Genomic DNA, 24422 nt, shown 5'->3' on the forward strand with positions numbered 1-24422 from the left:
AGGGCCTCGCAGCTGAAAAATTTCGAACGTCTGCCGCCGCGCTGTCTCCAATGTGTACACCCACAGGAGGCCAGCGCCATGAACCCCAACGACGACAAAACTCCCAACGCCCCACCCACCGATGCCAGCGGCAAACCGGTGAACGTGGTCGAGCGCGATCTGCAGGACCGCGACAACAACACCGAGGGCGTAGACAAAGTCATCACGCCGTCTTCCACTCGGGTCAAAGAGCAGGAAGCTGAAGAGCTACAGCGCAAAGTCGATGAGATCGAGCGTAAGGTTGCAGACGGTAACTGAGTGCAGCGTGGCTGTGGCCGCAGCTTTGAGCGGCGGCTGTCAGCCCGATGACCAAAAGCTGATTTCCTACAGAATTGAACTACACAGCTGATCGACTTCACGTGCATCACAAGCGAAGCGTCTGACAGATTTGCATCGTCTGTTTGCGGATGATGTCTCCCTCGTCCCGCCAGTGACGACAACGAGCCCACATCCCCTTAGACTGCTTCACATTGATCATGGAGGTCATGATGAGCGCTGAACTTTCACTTATCGTTTCAGACTTCGAAACCGAAGAAGAGGCTGCGGATTACGATCTTTGGTATCGCGCCAAGGTACAAGCCGCACTTGATGATCCACGTCCGCCTATTCCCCACGATGAGGCAATGGTGCTGCTAGGTCAGATGCTGGAAGAGAGACGCAAGAATCGACGCGCTGCCGGTTAGCTGGAGTAAACCGGCTCTTGGAGACCTGGCTGACATCATCGAATACGTAGAACAACGCAACACTGTCGCTTCAGTTGCACTGCACCAAAGGCTCAGCGCCGCAGCGCGAAGGCTTTCCTGGATACCGCATGGTTTCCGCTCCGGCCGAATACCGGGCACTCGCGAAATGGTCATCAACTCGAATTATTTACTGGTCTATCAGGTGACAGACCACATCAAAATTCTGACGGTGTTGCACGCCCGTAAAAAATATCCATAACCATTCATAAAAAAAGGCGGCCAACCGGCCGCCCAAACGTACTGCACGAGAGCCTTTTACAACGTCAGCTGCCCACGCTCCTCCTCGGTCAGCTGCTGCTTAGCCTGTTCATCCAATGCCCCGGCGCCCAGCACCTGCACCGGGCTGTCCGGGTTATAACCCGTCGCTGGCGCGCGACTGGCACCATCGCGCGTTGGTGCCAGTTGCTCGTTGCCGAAGCTGAGCACCTGCACAGTGAATACCGAGGCTTGGTTCTGCCGCGCCGCTGCCTGTTGCTGCCGGGCGACGTCTTCCGCCGCTTGGGTGGCGGAGGATGCTGCCGAACTGGCCGAGGTGATTGCGCCGGTATTCACCGCCGACACCACCGGCACGCCGGTCGCTTTGCCCTGCACCGAAATGTTCGCGGCGTTGACCACCGTCAGCGCGGCGATGTTGACGTTGCCTGACACGCGAATCCCCGCCTCGCCGGCATCGATGGTGCCCAGTGGCGCGATCAGGTCGATGTTGCCCGGTGCCACTTCGGCGATCGGGTTGAGCGTGGCGATACCGGCGCCGGTACTCGGCACCGATGGCGACAGCGTGACGTTGCCCCAGTTGTCGTAGACACGTTTTGGCGGTGTGTAGACCACGGTGGTTTTCGAACCGCGACCGGCGTTGATGTCGCCCTCGGCGGACCAGCCGAGAATCGAGCCGCCGAACGTAGTCATGATCCGGCTCTGGCCGAGCAGAATGCTGCCTTGCGAGTACAACTGAATATCGCCCGAACCTTGGGTGATGATCCCCGCCGTCGACGGCGGCGCCGCGCCTTCGATGCCGAACACCTGACCACCGCCCGGTGTGAGCATCTGGATATCGCCGCCAAACAGCGTCTTGACCCCGGCGCCGCCGTACATCGTGATATCGCCGTCGTAGCGAATCGGATTGCCGGCGACATCAGTGGTCGGGAACAGCGCCGCAATGGCGTTGCGACCGCGCAAGTAACTGCCGGTGCGCGGGCCATTGGCATCGGTGTATTCCAGGCCGCCGGCACGCAGTTCGGCGAAGTACACCTGGCGGGCGAAGATCGCCTGTTCGGTACTCGGCAGTGCGGCGAAGAACGCTTGCGCCTGTTCGTCGCCACCCTTGAAGCCATAACCGAGGCTCAGCCAGCTCTGCAGTTCTTCGACGTAGGTCTTGACCACTTTGCCCGGCTGCGCGCTGAGGGTCACCGCTGAATCCGCGACGTTTTGCGGGTTCAGATAACGCGCAATGAACCGTGAGTAATCCGGCCCCTGCGCGCCCGCACCCGCTTGCATCACGATGCTCGCACCGGGGCGCTGATCACCTGCCACGACAGGGCCGAGGCTGGTGATGCTGGCGCGATCTTCCATCAGGATATTGCGCCCGGCATTGACGTCCAGAACACCCGGGCCGGCAATGTCGAAGCTGCTGTAGAGAATGTCTCGCCCGGCCGAAACCCGCGAAATGTCGTGCGCATCGTTATGCACGAACAGATTGCCGGTAGACGCGACCTGTTCGTTATTGCGACTCATGCCCCCAACGGGTGCAAACGTGGGTTGCCCCAAATTGGTACCGGACGCCACGATGTCACGCCCCGCCACCATCCACACCGGGCCTGCCGATTCATACCAGGTGCGCTTCGTGGTCGCGAACGCCAGCGTTTCGCCCGTGCGAATTCCTACCAGGTCACCGGTCAGTGCATAGAAGCGCGCCGGCCCCTGAACACTGCTAGACCCCGAGTAGCTATCGGGACCAAAGGCAAACAGTGGATAGCGCGAATTGGTTTGCGCCAGCACACCATCGCTGCCGGCGTTGGTCGTGATCGGCCGAGCGGACTGGTTGTTGCCGTAGCCATTGAACGCGGGTGCAAACGGTGTGGCGAGCGCCGCCGGGCTGGCCCCTGACTGGTTGATGGCGTAGCCGCCGGCATAGATCGAATCCCCAGCGATCAGTTCAAGCTGCCCCGCGCTGGAAGGTGCCAACAGCAATGACCAGGCCAGAGCCGGCGCCGGGTTGCCTATGCCGTAGGCCGCTGATGGTCCCGCATAAATCGAGCCCTGGCCGGCCACGGCACGCAATATCGAAGGAAAGACGAAGCGGTCATCGGTCGGTGACCCGTTAAGCCCGGCGACGGGGTCCTGCCCGGTGGTTTCCATCAACTGGGTGCTGGGCGTCAGGTTGCCGCCGGCCGAGAACAAATCGATGGCCGTGTGATCGGTCCACAGCGAGAAACCACTCAAACCGCCACCGGCATGGTAAATGCCATCCGCCGTGGTAAACGGTGTGGAGTTCTGCAACCTCACGCGGCCCGGATCGGCGGCGCCACCCAACACCAGATCGCCGCGGGTGTTGAGGCGCATGCCGGAGTCACCGGGAATCAGCACCAGCCCACCACTGGCATTACTGGCCGTCGAGTTGAACGGGTCGAAGGCGCGCGTTTCCCGTGGGTCATGAAACAGCGCCGAGGCGCCGTACTGCAGATTGATACCGCCCAACGCGGCGCCCGTCAGTTGCGCCGCACCGCGCAGGTTGATGAGCGCGCCCTGCAAGTCGTGCGTCGGCGTGCCGGTACCCGCCAGGCCGGCACGTGCCTGCAGAGACGGATTAAGGACACCGCCCAGACGAATATCCAGGTCTCCGCCACCGGTCAGTTGCAGGTTCCCGTCACTGTCCACGCGGCCCGTACTGCCGACAGCCACGATCAACCCCTGACTGCGAGGGTACGACGCATACCTGTCGTCGCCCATGGCCTTGAGCATGCCTGCATCCCCGCCGGCGCTCAGACTGATGTTGCCGCCGCCCAGCGTACCGAACCCGGTAAAGCCCACCAGATAAGGTCTGGTTTCCTCGCCCAGCGCTGGCAATGGCTGCGCAGCGTAGCTGCCGAAATTGATCCACCAGGCAGTCGGTACATCGTTGTTGCCGGTGCCCTGGCGCCAGAGCCAATTGCCCACCGCCACACTCGGCACCTGCTCCCGCGTACCGTCGCCCGTGGCGACCGAGCGACGGCCAAGCACGTCACCCGACACAGACCCGCCGGCATTGATCGTCAGGTTACCGCCCATCTGCGGATACCAGGCCTGATAGAGGCTGGCACTGCCGCCATCGACCCATTTTTCGTAATCGCTGCCAGCGCTGCCCAATACCGAGCCATCAGCCGACAGCCTTCCGCGGGGCTGGTTATAACGCGCGTCGACGTCTGCCGATTGGGTGCCGGCGGTGTAGACGCCGAAAGGTGAAGCCATGCTGAGGTTACCGGCCGCCATCAAATCCAGGTCGCCGGTGCCAGTACGCAAAACGCTGAACATCTGCGTGTGGGCCTGGGCGCTCTTGCTCGGATTGTTTTCAATGCACAGTGCCGGGTCGATGGAGCACCAGAACAATTCGTCATCGTTCATCGGTGTGTAATCCGGCATGCCCATCCAGTTGCCAGGCGCCCACACACTGCGCGCCATGGGCGCGCAAGAACCGGGAGCGATATCACAGAGCACAAGGTATTCCTCGGGAACCGGTTCGTACGGTGTAAAGCCATACTCGTTATCCACCGCCCAGACCAGTTTGCCGGCCACCTCGATCATGCTCACACCATAGTGAGTGTCGGCCATCTGCAAGTTGCCAACGCTGGCCTGAGGTTTCACGCTACGGCTGTCGGCCGCGGTCAGATCGGCCCCTGCCACCATGCGCATCGACCACGACGCACTGCCCGCCGGCAGCATGCTGGCGATCGCCCAGTTTCGACCTTGCTGGTTTCCATTGGCAGGACGCAGGTCGAGGAATACCGTGCCATCGGCGAGCTTCACGTTGGTCATGGAGGGGATCAGCGAACCCCGCAACAGCGCCAACGTTCCGTTCAACACAACACCCACCGTTTTATTGTCGGCATCAACCGCACCCGGCAGCGGCACGCCTTTGGGCCAGAGCAGGGCCTGCAGTGCGGTGGCGTTGTTCAAGCGGATACCTGCACCCAAACGACTGCCGGCCGGCAGGGTCACAGCGTTGTCGAGCAACGTACCGGCGGCATACATCAGGTTACCCGCCGCGTCATGCACATCGCCGGCCAGCACCGTTCCACCCTGTAACACGTAAGGTGCGGCCAAAGTGCTCTGAACCGGCAACACCGTGCCCGCGGCCAGTGTGGCGGCTTGAATCGGCAGGTCGTAATTCAAGGTGGCGCCAACCGGAAAGAGCGTCCCTTCGGCAAGGCTGACACCACTGCCCGGTACGATCAGGTCACCGCCGAAAGGCTGTATCCCCGGCAACAGTTTCCAGCCGGCGTCGTCCACGGTTTCCGGCGGCGGTGCGAAACCGTCGTTGATGCTGCCGTAGATATCGAGGTTGCCACCGGCACGGATCAACAGGCTGCCCGCTTCCCCGCTGCCATACACCGAGGTCCGGCGAGTGTGCGGGTTGAGGCTGGCGTAACGGTAGCCGGACAAGTCGAGATCGCCCTGCACCACCAGATCGCCGTCAGCGGTTTTGCTGACGATTTCCACCCCCGGGCGCAGATGAAACGCATCGGCATAGGTCGCATTGTTGAGGCCGGCCAGTTTGCGTTGTAGCAGATCACTGTTACCCAGCGCCGCATCGATAAAGCCGCTGCTGTCTGAGTGAATGCGATCCAGGTAGGCTTGATCGATCACTTGATACGGGCGACCGCTGGCCGCCGGATCGGTGCCATCGGCAGCATCACTGTAACTTCGCACGGCATTCAGCCCGATGGAGCGGGCACCTTGGATACTCAACGTACCGCTGGCATCCACCGCAATGTCTCCGCCGCCCAGGCGCGGTGCATTCAGCTCCAGCGTCCCACGCAACACGTCATCGCGTTGTCCCGCCTGGTTTCCAGGCACGGCATCGGTGCCGTGACGCAGATCAATCCGTGCACCAGCGGCCAGCGTCAGCACGCCGTCATCTGAATTGAGTTCAACCATGGCGCGGTTCGGTGCGTCGATGATTTTGCCGTAGCTGTCGACGCGCAGTACGCGGCCATGGGCATCGAGCAGCGCGTTGCCTGTCAGGTTCAAACCGTTTTTGCCGGCAAGGCGAATGCTGCCGACCCGTTCACCACTGGCATCGATCACCCCGTCCACGGTCAGGTTGCCGTTGTCCACCGAGACATTGACTTGGCCCGCTTTGAGTTCGTTACCGATACGCAGATTGCCCTGCTTGAACTGGAAGCTTCGACTGCCCACTACCCCGCCGGCATTCAAGCGCAGGTTAAGGCTGGCAAAGGCCTCGCTCAAATCACCCGCCAGGCGCTGGGCGCGAATGTCCACGCCAGCGGCCTTGTACGGCACCCACGTACCGCCCGCGTCGTAATAGCCACTGCTGCTGCCGACAATCTGCCCTTGCAGATCAACCTGTCCAGCGTCAGTGGCCAGGGCCACAACGTTCAATTGCCCGGCCTGATTGTTGACGGCGGACAGATCGATTCGCGAGCCCGCCAACTGACGAATATTGCCGTTGTTGCTCTGCAACGACACGTCGCCGCCCCAGCTGTATTTCTGCACATCATTGAACGGCAGAACCCGGCCCGCCATGTCCACCTGTGCGCCGCTGCCAAGCAGCAGATCATCCTCGGCATTGACCAGCAGCTTGCCGCTGGCGAGGACGATGCGACTGTCGAGCACAACACTGCGTGCCGTCAGGCTCAGTTGCGCACCGAGGGCATCCGCGGCAGCCGTTGTGGCGCTACCACTCAGCGTCAGGTTGTTGCCCGCCTTGAGTTCACTGACCGAGGCGGCCTCGGCGGTCAGCAATGGCGTGCGCAGATTGAGATTGCCGCCGCTGTAGCTGAACCCCTTGACCGCGTCATAAGCTCCTTGGGATTCGTACACCGCCAGACTGCCCTTGTGGTTGGCGGTGATGCGCTCGCTGGCGTTGAAGTTGACGTTGGCAAATCCCAGGGCCAGTCGGTTATTGCGATCCAGGCCATTGGGCTGCGGGTTCGGGCCATAACCCAATTCGATCCGCTGCGCCTGAATATCCAGCGTGCCGTGCCCGTTGCCGGCGCCGTCGTTGACCACCGTACCCGGGGCCTGAGTCGCCCCGTTCCAGATCAGATTGCGGGTGCGGATCGTCGCGACATCGGTGGCAGCGCCCGAGCCGTAGATGGCCGGGCTACCCAACACCAGATTCTGCAAACGGCTCTGGCCGGTCTGCGGATCAATGGTGTCGAGGGTCACGCTGCCGAAAAAGTTGAACGCATCGCGGGCCACCAGACTCAGGGTTTCCAGGGCGGGGGCGCCAGATTGCGTGTCGCCCTGCAACAGGCGATCCAGCACGTTCTGGTTAAGCGTCAGGCCCGCGGGTGTGCGGCCGCTGGCTGCGGCCAGTGCTTGCGGACTGCCGGCATTGACCACACCGACCGAAAGCCCGAGTTGGCGAGTGCCAAAGCGCACGCTTTCGCCCAGTTCGAAGTCTTTGTCAGTGGCGGCGATGATGCTGCCGTTGGAGTACAGCAACGCCGCAGCGGTGCAATCGGCCGTCGGACAGTTGCCGATACGAATGCTCCCGCCCCCGCCATCGGTGGGCGCAAGCACCGGCGTCCAGCCGTTGGACACCACCAGCAGGCTGGAGCGCCCCGGTTCGTAGACGAAACCGGCTGCGGCATCATACGGGACGTTACCTCTCCCCAAGGTATTGACGCCCGCTCCCGCATCGATGGTGATGCCGCCATTGGCGCTGTTACTGCTCAGCACAACCTCTGGCGCCGAGAGGATCGCGCCTTCGCGCAGACGAATCGCCGAGGTATTGCCGATCACCTTGATCGAGCCGCCCTCCGAACCGTAATACACGGTTGGGGTGCCACCGATGGTCAAACGTCCGGCATTCAAGCGGTTGAGGGTGTCGGCGTACAGCGATACACCGTCGAACCCTGGCGTTCGCGTATGCCCGGCACCGAGAATTTCAAACTCTGCGCCGGTATAACCGCCCTGAACGACCGCCGTACCAATAACCCCGCCGCTGGCAGGTTTGAACAGCACCTGCCCGTTGAAATCCAGGGCTGAGTCGTGCTCGCCGCCACTGACCATGCGCAGGTGCAGCGTGTTGCCGTCCAGCGGTGTGCGGGCGCGCGGCAGACCGCGGCGGGCAGCATCATTGAGCACAAATTGGCTGAACCCGGTTTCGTTGTACTGTGAATAGCGCCGCAGCACATCGGCAGACGTCACGATGACCTGGCTGGGCAAACTGTCGCGAATCCCGGTGTTGGCAATCGACAGCTGTCCGGCCGTGGTCCACGAGCCATTGCGCAACTTCAACGCACTGTCCATCGGCCCCGCAATCGCTTGACCATTGATTTCGACCCGCAAGGCGCCCGGTAACAAGGCAAAGGTCGATGGCAACAAGGTGTAGGTGCCGGGTGCCAGTCCGGCAACGCCGGTCCCGAGGGTGATCTGCTGGCCGATACGCGGGTCGACCGCGCCGGCCTCGGCCAGCATCGGCGCATAGCGGCTCTGGTCACCGGCCACGATTGCATACACGGGGTTGCTGGCCAGCCCCGGCAAACTGAAGGTGCCATCGGTGGCATTGCGTACCAGCGGATTGAAACGCGCGTCAGTGGAGCCACCTCGTCCGGAGACAAAACCGGCACCGCGCAAATCGCCGCCGCCCGAAAGGTCGATCACCGCCCCGGCCTGCACATTGGTGTATTGCGCATCAAGGATGACCCCGGAGGTCGCTCCGGCAATGCCATTCAACATCACCGACTTACCGTTGTACCGATAGTCGATCCCGTCGGTGGTTCCTCCATAGGGCATGACCAGTCCGGCGGCGCTGACTGAAGTCACGCTGCCCGGCAGAAGGTGAAGTTCACGGGTTTTGACAATGACGTCATCACCCAGGGATATCAGCCCCAAAGGCGCACGAATGACGCCGCCCTGCTCGATCTGTCCCGCACTGAGTGTCAGGCTGCCGAACACCGAGTAAGGCAAAGCGGTCGGCGCCGCCCCGTGATTGCCGATACGCAACGTATGCTCCGGCACCGATCCGGCCATACTTTGATAGCCCACTCGCACCTCAGCCGAGACGCCACTGGCCGGGTAGATCTGCGCAGCCCGCATGTGCATGTCACCCGCAGTCCACAGACGGCTGCGCTGCTGTTCATCGGTTGGCGCGAGGAAGCGCAAGTCGCCCTGGCTGTCGAGCGTGACCAGACCAAAGCCACGGCGGCTGACCGCCAGCGCCGGTGCGGCCGATTGCACAAGAGTCCCTTCGGTGCCGAATGAAAGCGAGTTGCCCACGTCCAGCAGGTTCGCGCTGGCGGTGAATTGCGCGCCGGACAACTGCGCTGTCGGATTGCTCATCACCCGCGGACGCACTTTGACTTCCGAGCTCAAATAGGTGCCCAGCCCTGACAGGCGCAGGTAAGGTGCGCTGAGGTTGACCCGGGCGCTGTCACTCGCCGACTCGGCCAATGAAAGAGAACCGGCGAACAGACTCAGGCCCTGTCCCATGTGCAGGTCGACATCGCCGTCGAACGTCATCAGACCGTTGCTCAGCAGACTCACGCTGTCGAAGCCACCGCTCATCAGCTGATCGGCACTCAAGCGTGTACGCCCGTAGCGTAAAAGTGGCGAAGCCTCACCCGCTCGCAGCGGCTGCGGCAGTGCCGGCGCTGGCCCTTGGGCAATGATCATTTCACGTGGCACGCGCACCGCATTGCTCAAGTTCGCGGGACCGTACGCCGGTGTATCCAGAGCGATCTCCAGACGCCCGCCTGCCGCACCTGCACCGCCAGCACTGGCCTGCAGACTGCCCTCGATGAACAGACCATTGTAGGAACTCAGGGTGATCCGTCCGCCATCGCTGGCCACACGAACGGGGCCTTGCCCACCGCTATCGAGCACGGCTTGCGCACCGGACGCTTCCAGTCGCGCACCTTGGCGGATGATGACGTAAGCATCGGCAGCGGTCGCCGTGATTTTCTTCACATCAATCTCGCCACCGACAATGATCGAGCCACCCTTGCCAACCTGGCCGTAGACGCGGCCCAGCGCATCGACAGCGGTCGCTGCCCGACCGGCGACATCGATCAAGGCATGTTCACCGATCCAGATCGAACGGTTGTGCGGGGTCGGATCGGCCTCTTGCAAGGACGTCGCCACATCAATCGCGCCGAACTGCTGTTGACGGATATCGACAATACCGCCCCAGGCGTTGAGTTCACCATCAAGCGTGATCTGGCCTGCCCCGCGCAAACCGATGCGCTGACCGGGATCGACACTGATCCGTGAGCCTTCGCCAATCGACAACGGACTGCTGGCGGGATCAATCAAGCCAGCAAGCGTCGCGCCGGCCTGCAATGCGACAGAAGCGCCGGCCCTTTGCGTCAAGACGCCCTTGAGCGGGTCTTCCTGAAATAACGCGGGCGTCCATAGCTCCAGCGCAGCGCGCGGCGACATACCGGACACAATGGTCGAGGCGGATTCGCCAAATCGATAGACCGGCATCTGCACATCGATCGCGCTTTGCGCGGCGACCTCCAGCCCCTTCAGACCGATGATGTTGTAGGCGCTGAACCCCGTGCGGAACAGCTCCGGCGTCAGGCGCAGGGTCTGGTCTTCGGCCACTTCGCCGGAAGCGCCGATCCGCACCTTGCTGGCCTGCACGGTCAAGGTGCCGCCGCCGATCACGCCATAGCCCTGCACCTCGCCATCGAGCACCATGCGCGACAGGCCTGGCGCACTGTTGGCGCTGGATTCAAGCGTCACGTCGCCACCCTTGCCGCCACGCGTCTTGCCGTTGGCCAATACCGCACCGCCCGACGAAACATCGACCAGACTGCCACTGGCCAGCAGAATGTCGCCGGTACTGCGGATCGACACCGTCCCGCCATTGAGGTACGCCAGGCCGCCCGCGTCGTCCGGGTTACTCGACAGGTTGCTCCACAGACCGCGTGCCTGCAGCTGCACACCCTGCGCAACCGTCACCCGCGCTTGCTTGCCTGCTGAAACCTGGAGACTGGTGTCATCACGCCGATCGGTGGCGAGCTGGTTCAAAACGTTGCCCAATTGCAGGCTGCCGCCTTGCGCAATCAGATCGGCATTGACCTGCACGTCAGGGCTGAACAGGGTGATGTTGCCACCGTGATCCACGGTCACATCTTCATTGACTTCAATCGTGTTTTTTGCCGAGATCTTCAGCGCGCCCAGCGCGAAACCATTGAGCAGCCCGGCATCGAGGAACAGTTTGCCTGCGCGTTCTGCCGCGACCGCGTCGGTCAGCCCTGCGTTCGCTACGCTGGCATGCGCGCCCCCCACTTGCACCTGATCGAGCAACGGGTCGAGTTGATAGAGCAGGCCGGCACTGGCAGCGACATAAGCAGCATCGTAACTGCCAACCACCAACTGCCCTCGCCGCGCCCGGGCGGTCTGGGTCTGGGCATAGCCGTCCAGACCTGCCCGCGGTGCCTGGATTTGCCGTTCGCCCTGGAACACCTCACCCAACAGCTGGCCTTCCAGCACGGCGTTGCCCGTGGCGATCACCAACTGGCCGGCATCCCGGCCAACGGTGTAACCCGCTTCCTGACGACGCGTCGGCGCGATCAGCGGGCTATAGAAATAATCCGTCTGGCCCCAGCGCTCGCTGTGACTTTCGTAACCTTTGTAAAGACCGTTGTAGAGAATATCGCCCGGCGCACGCGACACTTCGTATAACCGCCCGTCCGCACCGCGCAGCCAGCTCTGGCGAATCTCGCCGCCCTGCACATCAAGCGTGCCGCCGGACACATTGATCAGCGAACCTTTTTCGCTGATCACGTCCTTTCCGGAAAACCGCACCTCACCGCCCTGCGCCATCCATTCACCAACGCCATGGCCCTGAGTGCCGAGGTATCCGCCGACCTCCAACAACCCACCGGCGGTGTACCAGCGGTCGGTGGCGTAACCGTTGGTGCCCGCCGGCACGAATACCAGCTCACGGACATCGACCCAGATGTCGTTACTGTTGAGCGCGCCGTTCTCGCGATTGACCGGCGCATCACGCTGCTCGTTGCCCTGGACGTTGATCTTGATGTTGTTGTTTGCCATCGCCACTTTGACGCCGAGGGCGCCGGACACGTCGATCACCGCACCCTCGCGCAATAGACTGCGCCGTCCCGCGGCAACCGCCACCTGCCCACCGGTGGCAAGGGTGATCGAGCCGCTTTTGAATTCGACGGTGCCGCCGCTGCCGATGTCGATGCGTGACTGATCGCTGCGGATCCGGTTGTTGGCATTGACGCCGGTCAGCGCCGCCTCGCGCTGGCTGTCCAGGGCCGTGAGATCACTGCTGTCGAGCAGAATCGCACTGACGCCATTTTCGCCCAGGGTCACACGGCCCTGGGCATCGCTGGCCGGATTGAGCAAATGCACGGTGCCGCGCGTCGCCACCGAAGTGCTCGCCAGCAGCACACCGTTTTGCACAACGTCGCGGCCGGTCAGGGTGATGTCGCCGGTGGATGCCTGGATCAGGCCGGTGTTGCTGACTTTGCCCGAGCTGTCAGCCTTGAAACCGGGAATGACCTCACTGCCGAAAGTGGTTGAATAACCATTGCCGTCGGTGCCCGAGCCCTTGCGGATATAGAAACGGTCCCCCGCACCCAGCACCGTCTGACCTTTGGCCGTACTGATCGAGCCGTCGTTCTGCACGTCCTGGCCGAGCAGCAAGGTATAGCCGCCGGCGTCGGTGGAGAGCGCAGGTTGATGCGTTTGTATGGCTGCGCCACGCTCCACCAGGACTTTGCCAGCAGCGTCGGTAAAGGTTGGCTGACTGCCGGTGCTGTCGAAATACAGACCCCGATCGCGAAATTGTGCATCGGTCATGTTCGCGGCTGCCGCTACCAGATTTCGCACATTGACCTGGCTGCCACCGCTGAAGACGATGCCGTTGCGGTTGATCAGCATCACCGTGCCGTCCGCTTTGATCTGCCCCTGAATCTGGCTGGCCCGTGCGCTCGGATCGTTGACGCGATTGAGCACCGCCCAGTTGGCCTGCTGGGCAAATTCCACTGTGGTATTGCGGCCGACGTTGAACGTTTCCCAATTGAGAATCGCCTTGTCGGCGGTCTGCTCGATCTTCACCGTGGTCTTGCCGTCGGCCTGGGTTTGTTGCGGGCCTTTGGCGTTCATCCAGCCCTGGCTCAGGCTGTTATCGACCTTCAGGCCGCCCTCGCCCAATCCGTCCGGAACCACTTGCACACTGCCCAATGCGGCGGCACGTCCAGCGGCTTGTGCGGCCTGCTGAGCGGCAATCGCTGCCACGGTGTTATTGAGCGTCTGCAAAGAGCGCTGCAACTGCTGGCTGGCCCGTTGCTGCTGTGCCAGCGGTGGGGTCATCCCCGGCAGACCGCTCCCACCCGGACGCGACGCCGAAGCCTGCTGCGCTGCGCCCTTCGCGGCAAACCAGGTGGAACTGAACGCTGTCGCCGCCTCGGCACTGCCCGCCACCAGACACAAGGCGACGGCTTGCGCCAATGGCTTGAGCAGCCACTGTGCGGGATCGCCCGCGCCACGTTTGATCGGCCGGATACGGTTACTGTGACGGGAGGTGCGAGCAAGCATCACTACAGGTCCTTTTGGGTGGCAGGTCGGATCAGCCCTGCTGTTACGACATAGGCAGTTGGCGAGCCTCACGACCGAACGGATGTCACACAAACTTCATGTTCGAGGAGTAAATCGGCAAAAAAAAACAGCAGCCCGAAGGCTGCTGCCGTTTCATTGCAGTTGAGACAAGGCTTACAAAGGACGACCAATGCCGTTGCAGGCGTTGGCGTTGTTGATGTCCAGGTTATTGCCCGAGGTGTTGGTGATGAAGTTGGCGGTCACAGCGGTTTTCCAGTTGTTGGGAACCGGCGTGAAGCTGTGGGCGACGGTGGCGACGTTGTTGCCCGGGTTGCTGTAGTGGGTGGTCAGGAAGTTGCGCACGGCGGTGGCCACGGCTGCATCTTTGTAGCACTGGCCGAAGATGAAGTTGGTGTAAGCCACAATCGGGTAACCGCTTGCCGGGTTAGGCACGACCGGGGCCCAGCCAGCCGGGTTGGCAGGTGCGCTTGGCACCGGTGCAGTGCTCAGCGCCAGCGTCACGTTAGCGTTGGTTGGCTGGACGCCATTGACGCGGGCAACCACAGCGTTGCTGGTGGCGTTCACGCCGTCTGGACCCACATAGCCGATCGAACCGTCCACGGCGTTCACCGCAGTGGCCACATCAGCGGTGTTGGCTACGCCGACCCAAGTCGATGGCAGCGCGGAACCGGCCGGCAGACGAGCGTTGGTGAAGGTGGAGTTGACGGCGAATTTGCCCGGGCAAACGGCGTTCAGGTGGCGACTGAGGATTTCAGTGGTGCCACTGGACACGCTGCGGTAAACCACACGGATCGGCGTGCTGTCGGCGTTACCCAGCAGAGCGCCCCAAGTGGTGGCGGTGCCCGACAGCGCATCGCACAGTTGAGCGCTGGTCAGGTTGAGCGCGGTCTGACCGGATTTTTTGTACGGAATGGCAACCGAAGTGGCCACCGATGGCAGCTGGATCAGCGGGCCGTACGAAGCACCGAAGTTGGTGGTGTAGGTGCTGAGTTCCGAAGCGCTGAGGATCGAGTCGCTAGCGGCAAAGTGCACAGTGCCGGTGGTGCTGAACTGGGCAGCGTTGTTGGTCAGGAAAGCGCTTTTGCCGACGCCGCTACCGGTCACGGCGTAGCTGAAGTTGGCTGGCAGGATGCTGTTGGCAGAACCTTTGTACAGCGCGGCAGGCAGCGAGGCGCCACCACCGGTAACGGCCATGGCTTGAGCGGATGCCAGAGCGGCGACGGTCAGTGAGGCGGCGATCAGAGTGCGCTTGAACATGAAGAATCTCCTTTTCAACTTGGTTTGGAACACAGGTTTCGGAAGGCTTGCATGACACCGGGAGGGTCCACCGCAGTGGAGCCGCAGGGAGAAATTCGCAGCTTCCGGTGACAGATAAAGGAAAAAACCTCGGGAGCTGCGCGGGGATTTTGGTGCGGATTTCTCGGGTGTTTGCGGGGTGTCGCGGCATGTCTGGATCGGGGGTTTGGCTGAATCGGGCTGGAGCCGTTGGCGGGTGGTTGCAGATGACAGAATGGAGAACCCGAGGATGGCGGATCGGGACTCGGGTGAGGGTCAGGCCGGTGCAAAATATTTGAGTTTTGTGTTGTCGGGACTGGCGCTTTCGCGAGCAGGCTCGCTCCCACAGTTGAAATGCGTTCCTCCTGTGGGAGCGAGCCTGCTCGCGAAGAGGCCGGCCCGGCCAAACTCAAACCCAGCTACTGCACCAACTGATTGATCTCAATAATCGGCAACAACACCGCCATCACAATCACCAGAACCACCCCGCCCATCACCACAATCATCAGCGGCTCCAGCAGCGCGGTCATGCCCATCGCCCGTCGTTCAATGTCCCGGGAAAGCGTCTGCGCCGCGCGCTCGAGCATCGGCGGCAGCGAACCGGTTTTCTCGCCGCTGGCGATCAGGTGAATCAGCACCGGCGGGAAGACATTCTCCACGCGCAGCGCGGCGGCGAGGTTGACGCCTTCGCGCACCTTCGCCGTGGCCTCGCTGACGCTCAGGCTCAAGCGGTCGTTGGACAGTGTCTGTCGCGCGGCTTCCAGTGCACGCAATAACGGCACCCCGGCACCGCCGAGAATTGCCAGCGTGGAGGCGAATCGCGCGGTGTTCAGGCCGAGAATGAAACGCCCGAACAGCGGCAGCTTCAGCACCCGGTGATGCCAGCTCAAACGCGCCGCCGGATTGCGCAAATATAGACGCCAGCTCCAGAACGCCCCGGCCATGAGCGCCGCACACAACCAACCCCAGGCGCGAATGAAATCACTGGCGGTGAGCATCGCCAGGGTCAACCCGGGCAAATCCTGCCGCGCCTGGGAAAACGCGCTGACCACCTGCGGCACCACGTAGCTGAGCAGGAAAATCACAATGCCGATCGACACCAGCCCGACCACGCCCGGATAGATGAACGCGGTAAGAATCTTGCCGCGCAGGTTGTTGCGTTCCTCGATGTAATCGGCCAACCGTTCCATCACCTGGGCGAGATCGCCAGACTCTTCGCCAGCGGCAATCAGCGCGCGGTAAATCTCGGGAAAATCCCGTGGCCGCGACGCCAGCGATTCCGCCAGACGCATGCCGCTGCGCACATCGGCGCGCACGGCGCTGAGGGTCTGGGCGATGTGCTTTTTCTCGGCCTGCTCGACCGTCGCGCTCAGTGCTGCTTCCAATGGCAGACTGGCGCCGAGCAGGCTCGCCAGTTGCCGGGTGGCCCAGGCGAGGTCGTTGTCGGAGAGTCTGGCGCTGAACAAACCGCCGCCGCCGTGTCGGGCGACATTGCTTTCCTCGTGCACCGACAGCGCAGTCAGACCACGCCCGCGCAAGGCACTGAACGCCGCGCTCTGGCTGTCCGCCTCAAGGTGCCCGGACTCGATTTTCCCGGTGGTATCCGCCGCTTCAAAGCGATAGCGATTCATCAGGCGTCCCGTGTCACACGAAGGATTTCTTCCGGCGCGGTGGCACCGCTGCGAATCCAGCGCTCACCGTCCTCACGCAGGCTGAACATCCCCGCTTTCGACGCCGCCGCGCGCAGGGCCTGCTCCCCTGCTCCTTGGTGAATCAGCGTGCGGATGTTGTCGTCGATGCAGAACAATTCGTGGATGCCGGTGCGGCCGCTGTAACCGGTGTGATTGCACGCCGCGCAACCGACCGGCCGCCAGGTGCCGGGCGTCGCCGGGTCTTCCTGTTTGCACTGATTGCACAGGCGTCGCACCAGGCGCTGCGCAAGCACGCCGAGCATGGATGACGCGAGCAAGAACGGCTCTACACCCATGTCGACCAGTCGATTGACCGCCGACACTGCGTCGTTGGTGTGCAGCGTCGCTAGCACCAGATGCCCGGTAAGAGAGGCCTGCACGGCGATTTGCGCAGTCTCGAGATCGCGGATCTCACCGATCATGATGATGTCCGGGTCCTGGCGCAGAATCGCCCGCAGCGCGAGGGCAAAGGTCATGTCGATCTTGGCGTTGACCTGAATCTGGCTGATCCCCGGCAAATCGTATTCCACCGGATCTTCCACGGTGAGGATGTTGCTGGTGCTCGCATCCAGCCGCGCCAGCGCCGCGTAGAGGCTGGTGGTTTTGCCGCTGCCGGTCGGCCCGGTGACCAGCACGATGCCGTGGGGCTGGCGGATCAAATGATCGAGTTTGGCCAGCACCTGCGCATCCATGCCCAAAGTTTCCAGATGCAGGCGCCCGGCCTGTTTGTCGAGCAGGCGCATCACCACGCGCTCGCCGTGGCCGGTGGGCACCGTCGACACCCGAATATCGATCGGCCGCCCCGCTACGCGCAAGGCAATGCGACCGTCCTGCGGCAAGCGTTTTTCGGCGATATCGAGCTGAGCCATGATCTTGATCCGCGACACCAGCGCACCGTGCAACGCCTTGCGCGGCGAGACCACGTCGCGCAGAGTGCCGTCGACGCGGTAGCGCACCACCGAATGGGTTTCGAACGGTTCGATATGAATGTCGCTGGCTTCATCGCGCGCGGCCTGGGTGAGCAAGGCGTTGATCATGCGAATCACCGGCGCGCCGTCCTGGGTGTCGAGCAGGTCGGTGATCTCCGGCATGTCCTGCATCAGCCGATCGAGATCGACTTCGTTTTCCGCAGCACCCACCACCGCCGCCGCACTGCCGGTATCGGCGTAAGCGCTGGCGAGCAAACCGTCGAGCTCGTCATCACGCACCCGCTCGACCTGCGTCGCGCCAAACTGCCGACGCACTTCGCTGATCGACCAGCCGGGCGTCGATGGGCACACCGTCAACACGCCATCGCGCAAAAGAATGCGCTGCGCCTTGGCCCAGGCGTAAGGCAATACACTCATCGTCCATGCTCCCCACAATCCACCGTGGCAATGAGATCCCCTGTGGCAATGCGATCCTCTGTGGCAATGCGATCCCCCGTGGCGAGGGGATTTATCCCCGTTGGGCTGCGAAGCAGACCCAAAACTTGAGAACCGGTTTCTCCAGACAAATCGCGTGTACCGGTTTTACGACTGCTGCGCAGCCGAGCGGGGATAAATCCCCTCGCCACAATCATCATCTCAGTCAAAACCGGGTGCTCCCTTCAATCGGTACCGTGGCAATGAGATCCTCTGGGGCAATGCGATCCTCTGTGGCAATGAGATCCCCTGTGGCGAGGGGATTTATCCCCGTTGGGCTGCGAAGCAGACCCAAACCTTGAGAATCGGTTTCTCCAGGCAAATCGCGTGTACCGGTTTTACGACTGCTGCGCAGCCGAGCGGGGATGAATCCCCTCGCCACCGTCATCCTCTCAGTCAAAACCGGGTGCTCCCTTCAATCGAGACCGTGGCAATGGGATCCTCTGGGGCAATGAGCCCCCCCGTGGCGAGGGGATTTATCCCCGCTGGGCTGCGAAGCAGACCCAAAACCTGAGAACCAGTTTCTCCAGGCAAATCGCGTGTGCCCGGTTTACGACTGCTGCGCAGCCGAGCGGGGATAAATCCCCTCGCCACAGTCAACATCTCAGTCAAAACCGGGTGCTCCCTTCAATCGAGACCGTGGCAATGGGATCCTCTGGGGCAATGAGATCCTCTGGGGCAATGAGATCCCCTGTGGCGAGGGGATTTATCCCCGCTGGGCTGCGAAGCAGACCCAAAACCTGAGAACCGATTTCTCCAGGAAAATCGCGTGTGCCCGGTTTACGACTGCTGCGCAGCCGAGCGGGGATAAATCCCCTCGCCACAATCATCATCTCAGTCAAAACCGGGTGCTCCCTTCAATCGAGACCGTGGCAATGGGATCCTCTGGGGCAATGAGATTCTCTGGGGCAATGCGATCCCCTGTGGCGAGGGGATTTATCCCCGTTGGGCTGCGAAGCAGACCCAAACCTTGAGAATCGGTTTCTCCAGGCAAATCGCGTGTGCCCGGTTTACGACTGCTGCGCAGCCGAGCGGGGATGAATCCCCTCGCCACAGTCATCATCTGAGTCAAAACCGGGTGCTCCCTTCGATCGGTACCGTGGCAATGGGATCCTCAGTGACAATGCGATCTTCTGTGGCAATTAGATTCTCTGGGGCAATGCGATTCCCTGTGGCGAGGGGATTTATCCCCGTTGGGCTGCGAAGCAGACCCAAAACTCGAGAACCGGTTTCTACAGGCAAATCGCGTGTACCGGTTTTACGACTGCTGCGCAGCCGAGCGGGGATAAATCCCCTCACCACAGTCATCATTCCAGTCAAAACTGGGTGCTCCCTTCAATCGGTGCCGTGGCAATGAGATCCTCTGTAGCAATGCGATCCCCTGTGGCGAGGGGATTTATCCCCGTTGGGCTGCGAAGCAGACCCAAAACCTGAGAACCGATTTCTCCAGGAAAATCGCGTGTGCCCGGTTTACGACTGCTGCGCAGCCGAGCGGGGATGAATCCCCTCGCCACCGTCATCATCTCAGTCAAAACCGCGTGCTCCCTTCAATCGGTACGGCTTTGATCGTGGCGCGTGGGCCTGATGTCGGCCCCGGCCCCGCCCCCGGCGCTGGCACGCCTTGCGCAGCGCTCGGCAATTGCGGCGCCTGCATGTCGGGCATCGCCCAGCTGCGTTCCGGTTGCAAGCCGCCCTGGGCGCGGCGCATGAAGTCGTAGCGGTTGAGGGTGATGCTGCGCCCTGCTTCGCTGTCGCGGATGATGTACGGGCGCAGGAACACCATCAGGTTGGTCTTGGTGATCGCCCGGCGTTCGTTGCGAAACAGCGCGCCGATGCCCGGCAGGCTGCCCAGCCACGGCACCGCATCATTGCTCTGGCTGTAGCCGTCCTGAAGCAACCCGCCGAGGACCATGATCTGCCCATCGTCGAGCAGAATGCTGGTGTCGATCGCCCGTTTGTTGGTGACGATGCCGGCGGCGGTCACGCTGTTGGACGCGCGCTCATCGATGCTGCTGACTTCCTGATAGATATCCAGCTTCACCGTGCCGCCCTCGGAAATCTGCGGGCGCACGTTGAGCTTGAGGCCGACCTCTTCGCGGGTGACGGTCTGGAACGGGTTGTTGCTGGTGCCCCCGCCGCCGGTGACGTAGCTGCCACTGACAAACGGGATGGTCTGGCCGACAAAAATGCTCGCCGCTTCGTTGTCCAGGGTCAGCAGGTTCGGCGTCGACAGCACGTTGGTGCCGCCCTTGCTCTTCAGCGCCCGCGCCAGCACTTTCAGGTCGAGAATCTTGCCGATGCCGGGGATGTCGACCGTGCCGTTGACATAGCCAAGGTTCAAACCCTGCGGCAGTACGTCGATGCTGTTCTTCGCTCCCGTATTGAGACCCGCGCCACCCAGATTGGCGCCACCGATCACGCCCTTGCCGCCAAGATTGCCGGTCTGCCATTGCACACCGAATTCGCTAGCATCGTCCTCGCCAACCTCGACGATCAGGCTCTCGATCACCACTTGCGCACGGCGCTGGTCGAGCAGATCGATAACCTCACGCAGGTTGCGATACAGCGGTTCCGGCGCGGAAATCAGCAGTGTGTTGGTGGTGGCGTCAGCCTGAATCGTCACACCGCCAGCGCTGAAAGCAACGTTCTGTTCGCTGCTCTGCGTACCGCCACTGCTGCTGCCGCCGCCACTGCCCTGCGCATAGCTACCGCCGGTTGCGCCGCTGCCAGTCGTCGTTGAAGTGCCAGTGCTCGGCGTGCTGCTCTGGCCGTTCTGCCCGGCATTGCCGCCGGTGCTGCTGCCCATCGCGCTGAGCACCGACCGCGCCGCGTCGCTGCTGCCGCTATCACTTTCGCCGGTGAGCAAACCGCGCAGCGCCTGCGCCAGTTTCGCCGCTTGGGCGTTGCGCAGATAAACCACGTGCAGATTGCTCGGATTGCTCTGCGCGTTGTCGAGTTTGTAGATCAGGTTGCGCGCCAGCTCGGTACGCTCGGGGCTGCCGGCGCGGATGATGATGGTGTTGGAGCGCGGGTCGCCGATCACGGCGATTTTCTGCGTCGGATCATTGCCCGGCGCGTCGAGCAAGTCGGCCACCATCGGCGCGATATCGGCGGCAATGCCGTTCTGGATCTGCACCACATCGGTGTCGATCGCGCTCGGCGTGTCGATGCTCTCGATCAACTGCGCGACACGGGTGAGGTTCTCGGCGTAATCGGTGATGACCACGGTGTTGTTGCCGGGATAAGCGTTGATCGGATTGTTCGGCGAAACGATCGGGCGCAGCACCGGGATCAGGTTTACCGCGTTTTCGTATTGCAGGCGAAACGTGCGCGTGAGCATGCCGTTGCCGGCCGGTTTGTCGGCGCTGTAGATCGGCCCGCCGAGCAGTTTCGCGTCGGCCTCGGGAACCACCTGCGCCACACCGCCGACATCGACCACGCTGAAGCCTTGCATGCGCAACGCCGCGAGCAGCATGTCGTAAGCCTGGCGGGCCGGCACCTGACCTTCCGAGACCAAGGTCAGATTGCCCTTGACCCGTGGATCGACGAGAAACTGCTGCCCGGTGGCCCGCGACAGCGCCCGCACCACCGCCTGAATATCGGCCTCGACGAAATTCAGCGTCACCGGTTGCTCGCCCAACGGATTGCGCGCAACCGTGTTGCTCGGCGCAGCACCACCACTGCGCCCACGCTGGCTGATGTTATGCAACTGCTTCGGCAGCGGCCGCGCCTGAGCCTGCGCCCGTTCGCGATCGGCCACCGCATCGCCGCTGCGCTGGGTGTTGGCCAGCGGCCGCCCGAGTTCGCTGTCGACCAATAGCGGCGGCTGATTCTGCGGCGCCGTGGTGCTGTTGCACGCGCTCAATGCCATCAGCAACAACGGCAGCGCCAGACGTGCCGGTTTGCAGCGTGACTCCTTCATGAAGCTTCCTTAGCGCCCTGCGCCTGATCCATGCGAACGGTGCCTGACAATGTGCCGGCGGTGACATCGGTCGAGGTTTCGTTTGCGCGTTGCAACTGCGCCTCGACCACCTGCAGAGAAAGTTGTGACGGCTGGCTGAGCAGCCAGTCGAGCAGCGTATCGGCCGGCGCGGCGTCGACATTCAACTGCCACGCACCGCCCTCCGCCGCTTGTAATTGGTAGTGCCCAGCCAGCCCCGCCGCTTGCAGGCTTTGCTCCAGCGACTGGCCAACGCTTTGCCCCTGCGGCCGGACGTTGACGCTGCGCAACAGCACTTCCAGCGCCTCGGTTTGCGCGCGCAACTTGGGCGTTTCGCTCTGCCAAAAAGTGATCCTGGCCAATGGTGGTTTGACCAGCGTCAGCCAGATCAGCAGACCGACAAGCACCAGCGCCATGCCGGCGACCATGCGTTTTTCACGCAGCGCCAACGGCTGCCAACGCGCCTGCAACTGGCTGCGCAAGCGCTGCCAGCGCGCACGGTAAATCGCCAGCGTCGCCCTACTCATCGTCTGCTCCGCTGTCGTCGTCTTCGTTGGTGTTTGCGCTGGATTCATCGCTCGGGCGCAGCGTCCAGCCTGCGTCATCGGCAGTGACGCTGATGCCGGCCTGGGCCAAGGTGCTTTGCCAGTTCTTTTCGTTGCCGCCACGGTTTGCATCGCTGAGCAAGGCCAGTTGCAAAGCGCCGTCACGGTAGCTCAGGCGCTCGACACTGCCAGCCATGAACGGCATGCCCGTGCCGGCCTGCAACACCAGTCGATTGAAATTTTGCGCCGGGTCATCGACCGCGCCTTTTTGCCGCTGCTCGAGTTGCTGACGCGCCTGTTGCAGCGGGTTGAGAATCACCGGCAATTCGGGAAAGGCCTGCTTCACCCGCTGGCTCATCTGCGCCTTGAGCTGCTGGCCCTGCCGCGCTTCGCGAGCGGCGTAAAGATTCAGACCAATCACCCAAACCGCCACGGCCAAAGCCACACACCCGACAGCGCGCCCCCAGCCACGTTGCTCGCCGCCGCTTTGCTGCAGACCACCGTGCAAACCCCAACCCGGCAAGGGGCCGATCCAGCGTTGCGTCGCTTCAGCTGCGAACGATGCCTCATCAACTTCGTCACCGAGCAACGGCTCAACCTGCGCACTGTTCAAACTCTCGCGCCGGAGCAAATGCCCGTCCGCCACACAAGCGACAACCCCCGGCAGCACTGGCAGGCTGTACGGCGCCGGATACAAACCGCGCAGCGTCAACCCCGCCTGCTTGAGTACCGCAGCCAGACGCTGCAAATGCTGCCGCGAGACCCAGGCAATCTGCACCTGCCCGCTTGCATCGCGAGGGCTGTGGCCGATATGCATCTGGCTGCTGTCGCCGAGCATCAACGCCTGCGCCGCACACTGCACAGCGGCCGCCGTTTTGTTCGCGGGCAGCGGCGGTAGATCAATGCTGGCGAGCAGGCTGTCGGCCGGGTGCAGAAAACACAGCAATGGCGGCTGTTTCGGCCGTTGCCCCAACTGAATCAAAGTTAGCTGCTCCTCACCACTGACCTGCCCCTGACGATCCAGCCAGGCGCAGCTCACTTCGCTGTGCAACTCCAACTCCGCCAATGGCGGCAACCCGACGCGCAACTGGCTCATGCGCCCACCCGCGACCAGATCACCTGCGGCAGCCGATCCTCGCTGCGATGCAACAAAGCATCAAGGCTGACCCGGCGCTGATCCCGCCGCGCCTCACCACGTAAACGAAACCAGTCACTGGTGATGCCGACCTTGACGCTGCTCACTTCCAGCTGCGGCATGCGCAAGCGGTTCACGAAATCGCCGCGATTGATAAACCAGCGCCCGGCGTCACGCTCGGCAATCAACGCCGTCGCCCGCTCCAGCGAAAGCCCCGGCACATACGCCGCCAGCAGCTGCGCCGTGGCGGTGTTGCCGTTGATCCACGTCGTCGCCGGAATCACCGTCACGTACGGCGCCAGTTGGCCGAGCAGCGCATCGGTGATGCCTTCGACGCTGCGCAAATCATCCAGCGTGCGCAGCATCGGCACCTTCGGCGGTGGCGGTTTGTGATCGGCATCCGGCGACGTCGCGCGGCCGCTGTCGAAACCCGCTTTGCCCGTCGCGCCAATCTGCGCATTCAGCAGATGCGGATAACCGGCAATCACGCGCTGACGAATGCGCTGCCCGACAACGGCGCTCACACCGACCAGCTCACACAACCGCTCGAACGCCTGCACCTGCGCCTCATCGATGCGCTCATTGGCGACCAGATTGCGCAGGTTGAACTTGCCCTGCTCATCCTCCAGCCGCCCGGCAAAACCCGCCGCCAACAACGGCTGCGCCCAAGGCTGATCGCGCCGGGTCAACGGATCACGCAGGCGCGCATCCCAGAGCGACTGCCGGCTGATCTCCAGACCACCCTGCGCCAGCCAACGCCCCTGCACCCGCTGCTGATCGGCCTCCAGCGCCCGGGTCGCCACGCTCTGACGCGTCAACATCCCCGCCGCAATCACCGCCACCACGGCGGCAATCAACAACGCGCTGATAATCGCCATGCCCTGTTGCT

Annotated in this window: 11 protein-coding genes; 3 read left to right on the forward strand and 8 right to left on the reverse strand. The window is 62.7% G+C overall.

All coding sequences use genetic code 11. The annotated features are described in order from the left end of the window. The first annotated feature begins 78 nt into the window (after positions 1-78). The 3 genes from AB4N73_RS09740 to AB4N73_RS09750 all read left to right on the forward strand — a co-directional run bounded on the left by AB4N73_RS09740 (position 79) and on the right by AB4N73_RS09750 (position 981). The gene (locus AB4N73_RS09740) at positions 79-297 is read left to right on the forward strand and encodes a hypothetical protein (RefSeq protein WP_016774958.1); all 219 of its coding nucleotides are present in this window, start codon (positions 79-81) and stop codon (positions 295-297) included. A 230-nt stretch (positions 298-527) separates the two neighbouring features. Further along, positions 528-722, forward strand: a complete 195-nt coding sequence (gene relB / locus AB4N73_RS09745) for a type II toxin-antitoxin system RelB family antitoxin (protein WP_056789559.1) — start codon at positions 528-530, stop codon at positions 720-722. Positions 723-759: 37 nt separating this feature from the next. Beyond that, a complete protein-coding gene (locus AB4N73_RS09750; RefSeq protein WP_252878180.1) occupies positions 760-981 on the forward strand; it encodes a type II toxin-antitoxin system RelE/ParE family toxin in 222 nt (73 codons plus the stop codon). Positions 982-1037: 56 nt separating this feature from the next. Here the strand turns inward: AB4N73_RS09750 and AB4N73_RS09755 are convergent, their stop codons facing one another. From AB4N73_RS09755 to gspK, 8 genes are all read right to left on the reverse strand, one after another. Further along, positions 1038-13523 carry a filamentous haemagglutinin family protein gene (locus AB4N73_RS09755; protein WP_460143339.1) on the reverse strand — a complete coding sequence of 4162 codons (12486 nt, stop codon included), beginning with the start codon at positions 13521-13523 and terminating at the stop codon, positions 1038-1040. Positions 13524-13697: 174 nt separating this feature from the next. Beyond that, positions 13698-14801: a substrate-binding domain-containing protein gene (locus tag AB4N73_RS09760; protein WP_095180160.1), complete on the reverse strand. Its 1104-nt coding sequence runs from the start codon at positions 14799-14801 to the stop codon at positions 13698-13700. A gap of 437 nt (positions 14802-15238) precedes the next feature. Beyond that, entirely contained in the window at positions 15239-16450 is a 1212-nt protein-coding gene (gene gspF, locus AB4N73_RS09765) for a type II secretion system inner membrane protein GspF (protein ID WP_252878314.1), read from the reverse strand. Beyond that, entirely contained in the window at positions 16450-17856 is a 1407-nt protein-coding gene (gspE, locus tag AB4N73_RS09770; protein ID WP_460143340.1) for a type II secretion system ATPase GspE, read from the reverse strand. Before gspE ends, gspF begins: the two co-directional genes overlap by 1 nt. A 1585-nt stretch (positions 17857-19441) precedes the next feature. After that, positions 19442-21835 (reverse strand): type II secretion system secretin GspD, encoded by a 2394-nt coding sequence (gene gspD / locus AB4N73_RS09775; protein WP_460143341.1) that lies wholly within the window; start codon positions 21833-21835, stop codon positions 19442-19444. Then, the gene (gspM, locus tag AB4N73_RS09780) at positions 21832-22380 is read right to left on the reverse strand and encodes a type II secretion system protein GspM (RefSeq protein WP_460143342.1); all 549 of its coding nucleotides are present in this window, start codon (positions 22378-22380) and stop codon (positions 21832-21834) included. Before gspM ends, gspD begins: the two co-directional genes overlap by 4 nt. Further along, positions 22373-23494, reverse strand: a complete 1122-nt coding sequence (gspL, locus tag AB4N73_RS09785; protein ID WP_460143343.1) for a type II secretion system protein GspL — start codon at positions 23492-23494, stop codon at positions 22373-22375. The genes gspM and gspL overlap by 8 nt, the downstream gene beginning before the upstream one ends. Further along, positions 23491-24411 carry a type II secretion system minor pseudopilin GspK gene (gene gspK, locus AB4N73_RS09790; protein ID WP_460143344.1) on the reverse strand — a complete coding sequence of 307 codons (921 nt, stop codon included), beginning with the start codon at positions 24409-24411 and terminating at the stop codon, positions 23491-23493. The genes gspL and gspK overlap by 4 nt, the downstream gene beginning before the upstream one ends. Positions 24412-24422 lie beyond the last annotated feature (11 nt).

The organism is Pseudomonas sp. S3_B08 (assembly GCF_054667725.1).

Coding starts and splice junctions, on each gene's coding strand:
- AB4N73_RS09740 (WP_016774958.1), top strand. CDS start 79: ATGAACCCCAACGACGACAAAACTCCCAACGCCCCACCCACCGATGCC.
- relB (WP_056789559.1), top strand. CDS start 528: ATGAGCGCTGAACTTTCACTTATCGTTTCAGACTTCGAAACCGAAGAA.
- AB4N73_RS09755 (WP_460143339.1), bottom strand. CDS start 13,523: ATGCTTGCTCGCACCTCCCGTCACAGTAACCGTATCCGGCCGATCAAA.
- AB4N73_RS09760 (WP_095180160.1), bottom strand. CDS start 14,801: ATGTTCAAGCGCACTCTGATCGCCGCCTCACTGACCGTCGCCGCTCTG.
- gspF (WP_252878314.1), bottom strand. CDS start 16,450: ATGAATCGCTATCGCTTTGAAGCGGCGGATACCACCGGGAAAATCGAG.
- gspE (WP_460143340.1), bottom strand. CDS start 17,856: ATGAGTGTATTGCCTTACGCCTGGGCCAAGGCGCAGCGCATTCTTTTG.
- gspD (WP_460143341.1), bottom strand. CDS start 21,835: ATGAAGGAGTCACGCTGCAAACCGGCACGTCTGGCGCTGCCGTTGTTG.
- gspM (WP_460143342.1), bottom strand. CDS start 22,380: ATGAGTAGGGCGACGCTGGCGATTTACCGTGCGCGCTGGCAGCGCTTG.
- gspL (WP_460143343.1), bottom strand. CDS start 23,494: ATGAGCCAGTTGCGCGTCGGGTTGCCGCCATTGGCGGAGTTGGAGTTG.
- gspK (WP_460143344.1), bottom strand. CDS start 24,411: ATGGCGATTATCAGCGCGTTGTTGATTGCCGCCGTGGTGGCGGTGATT.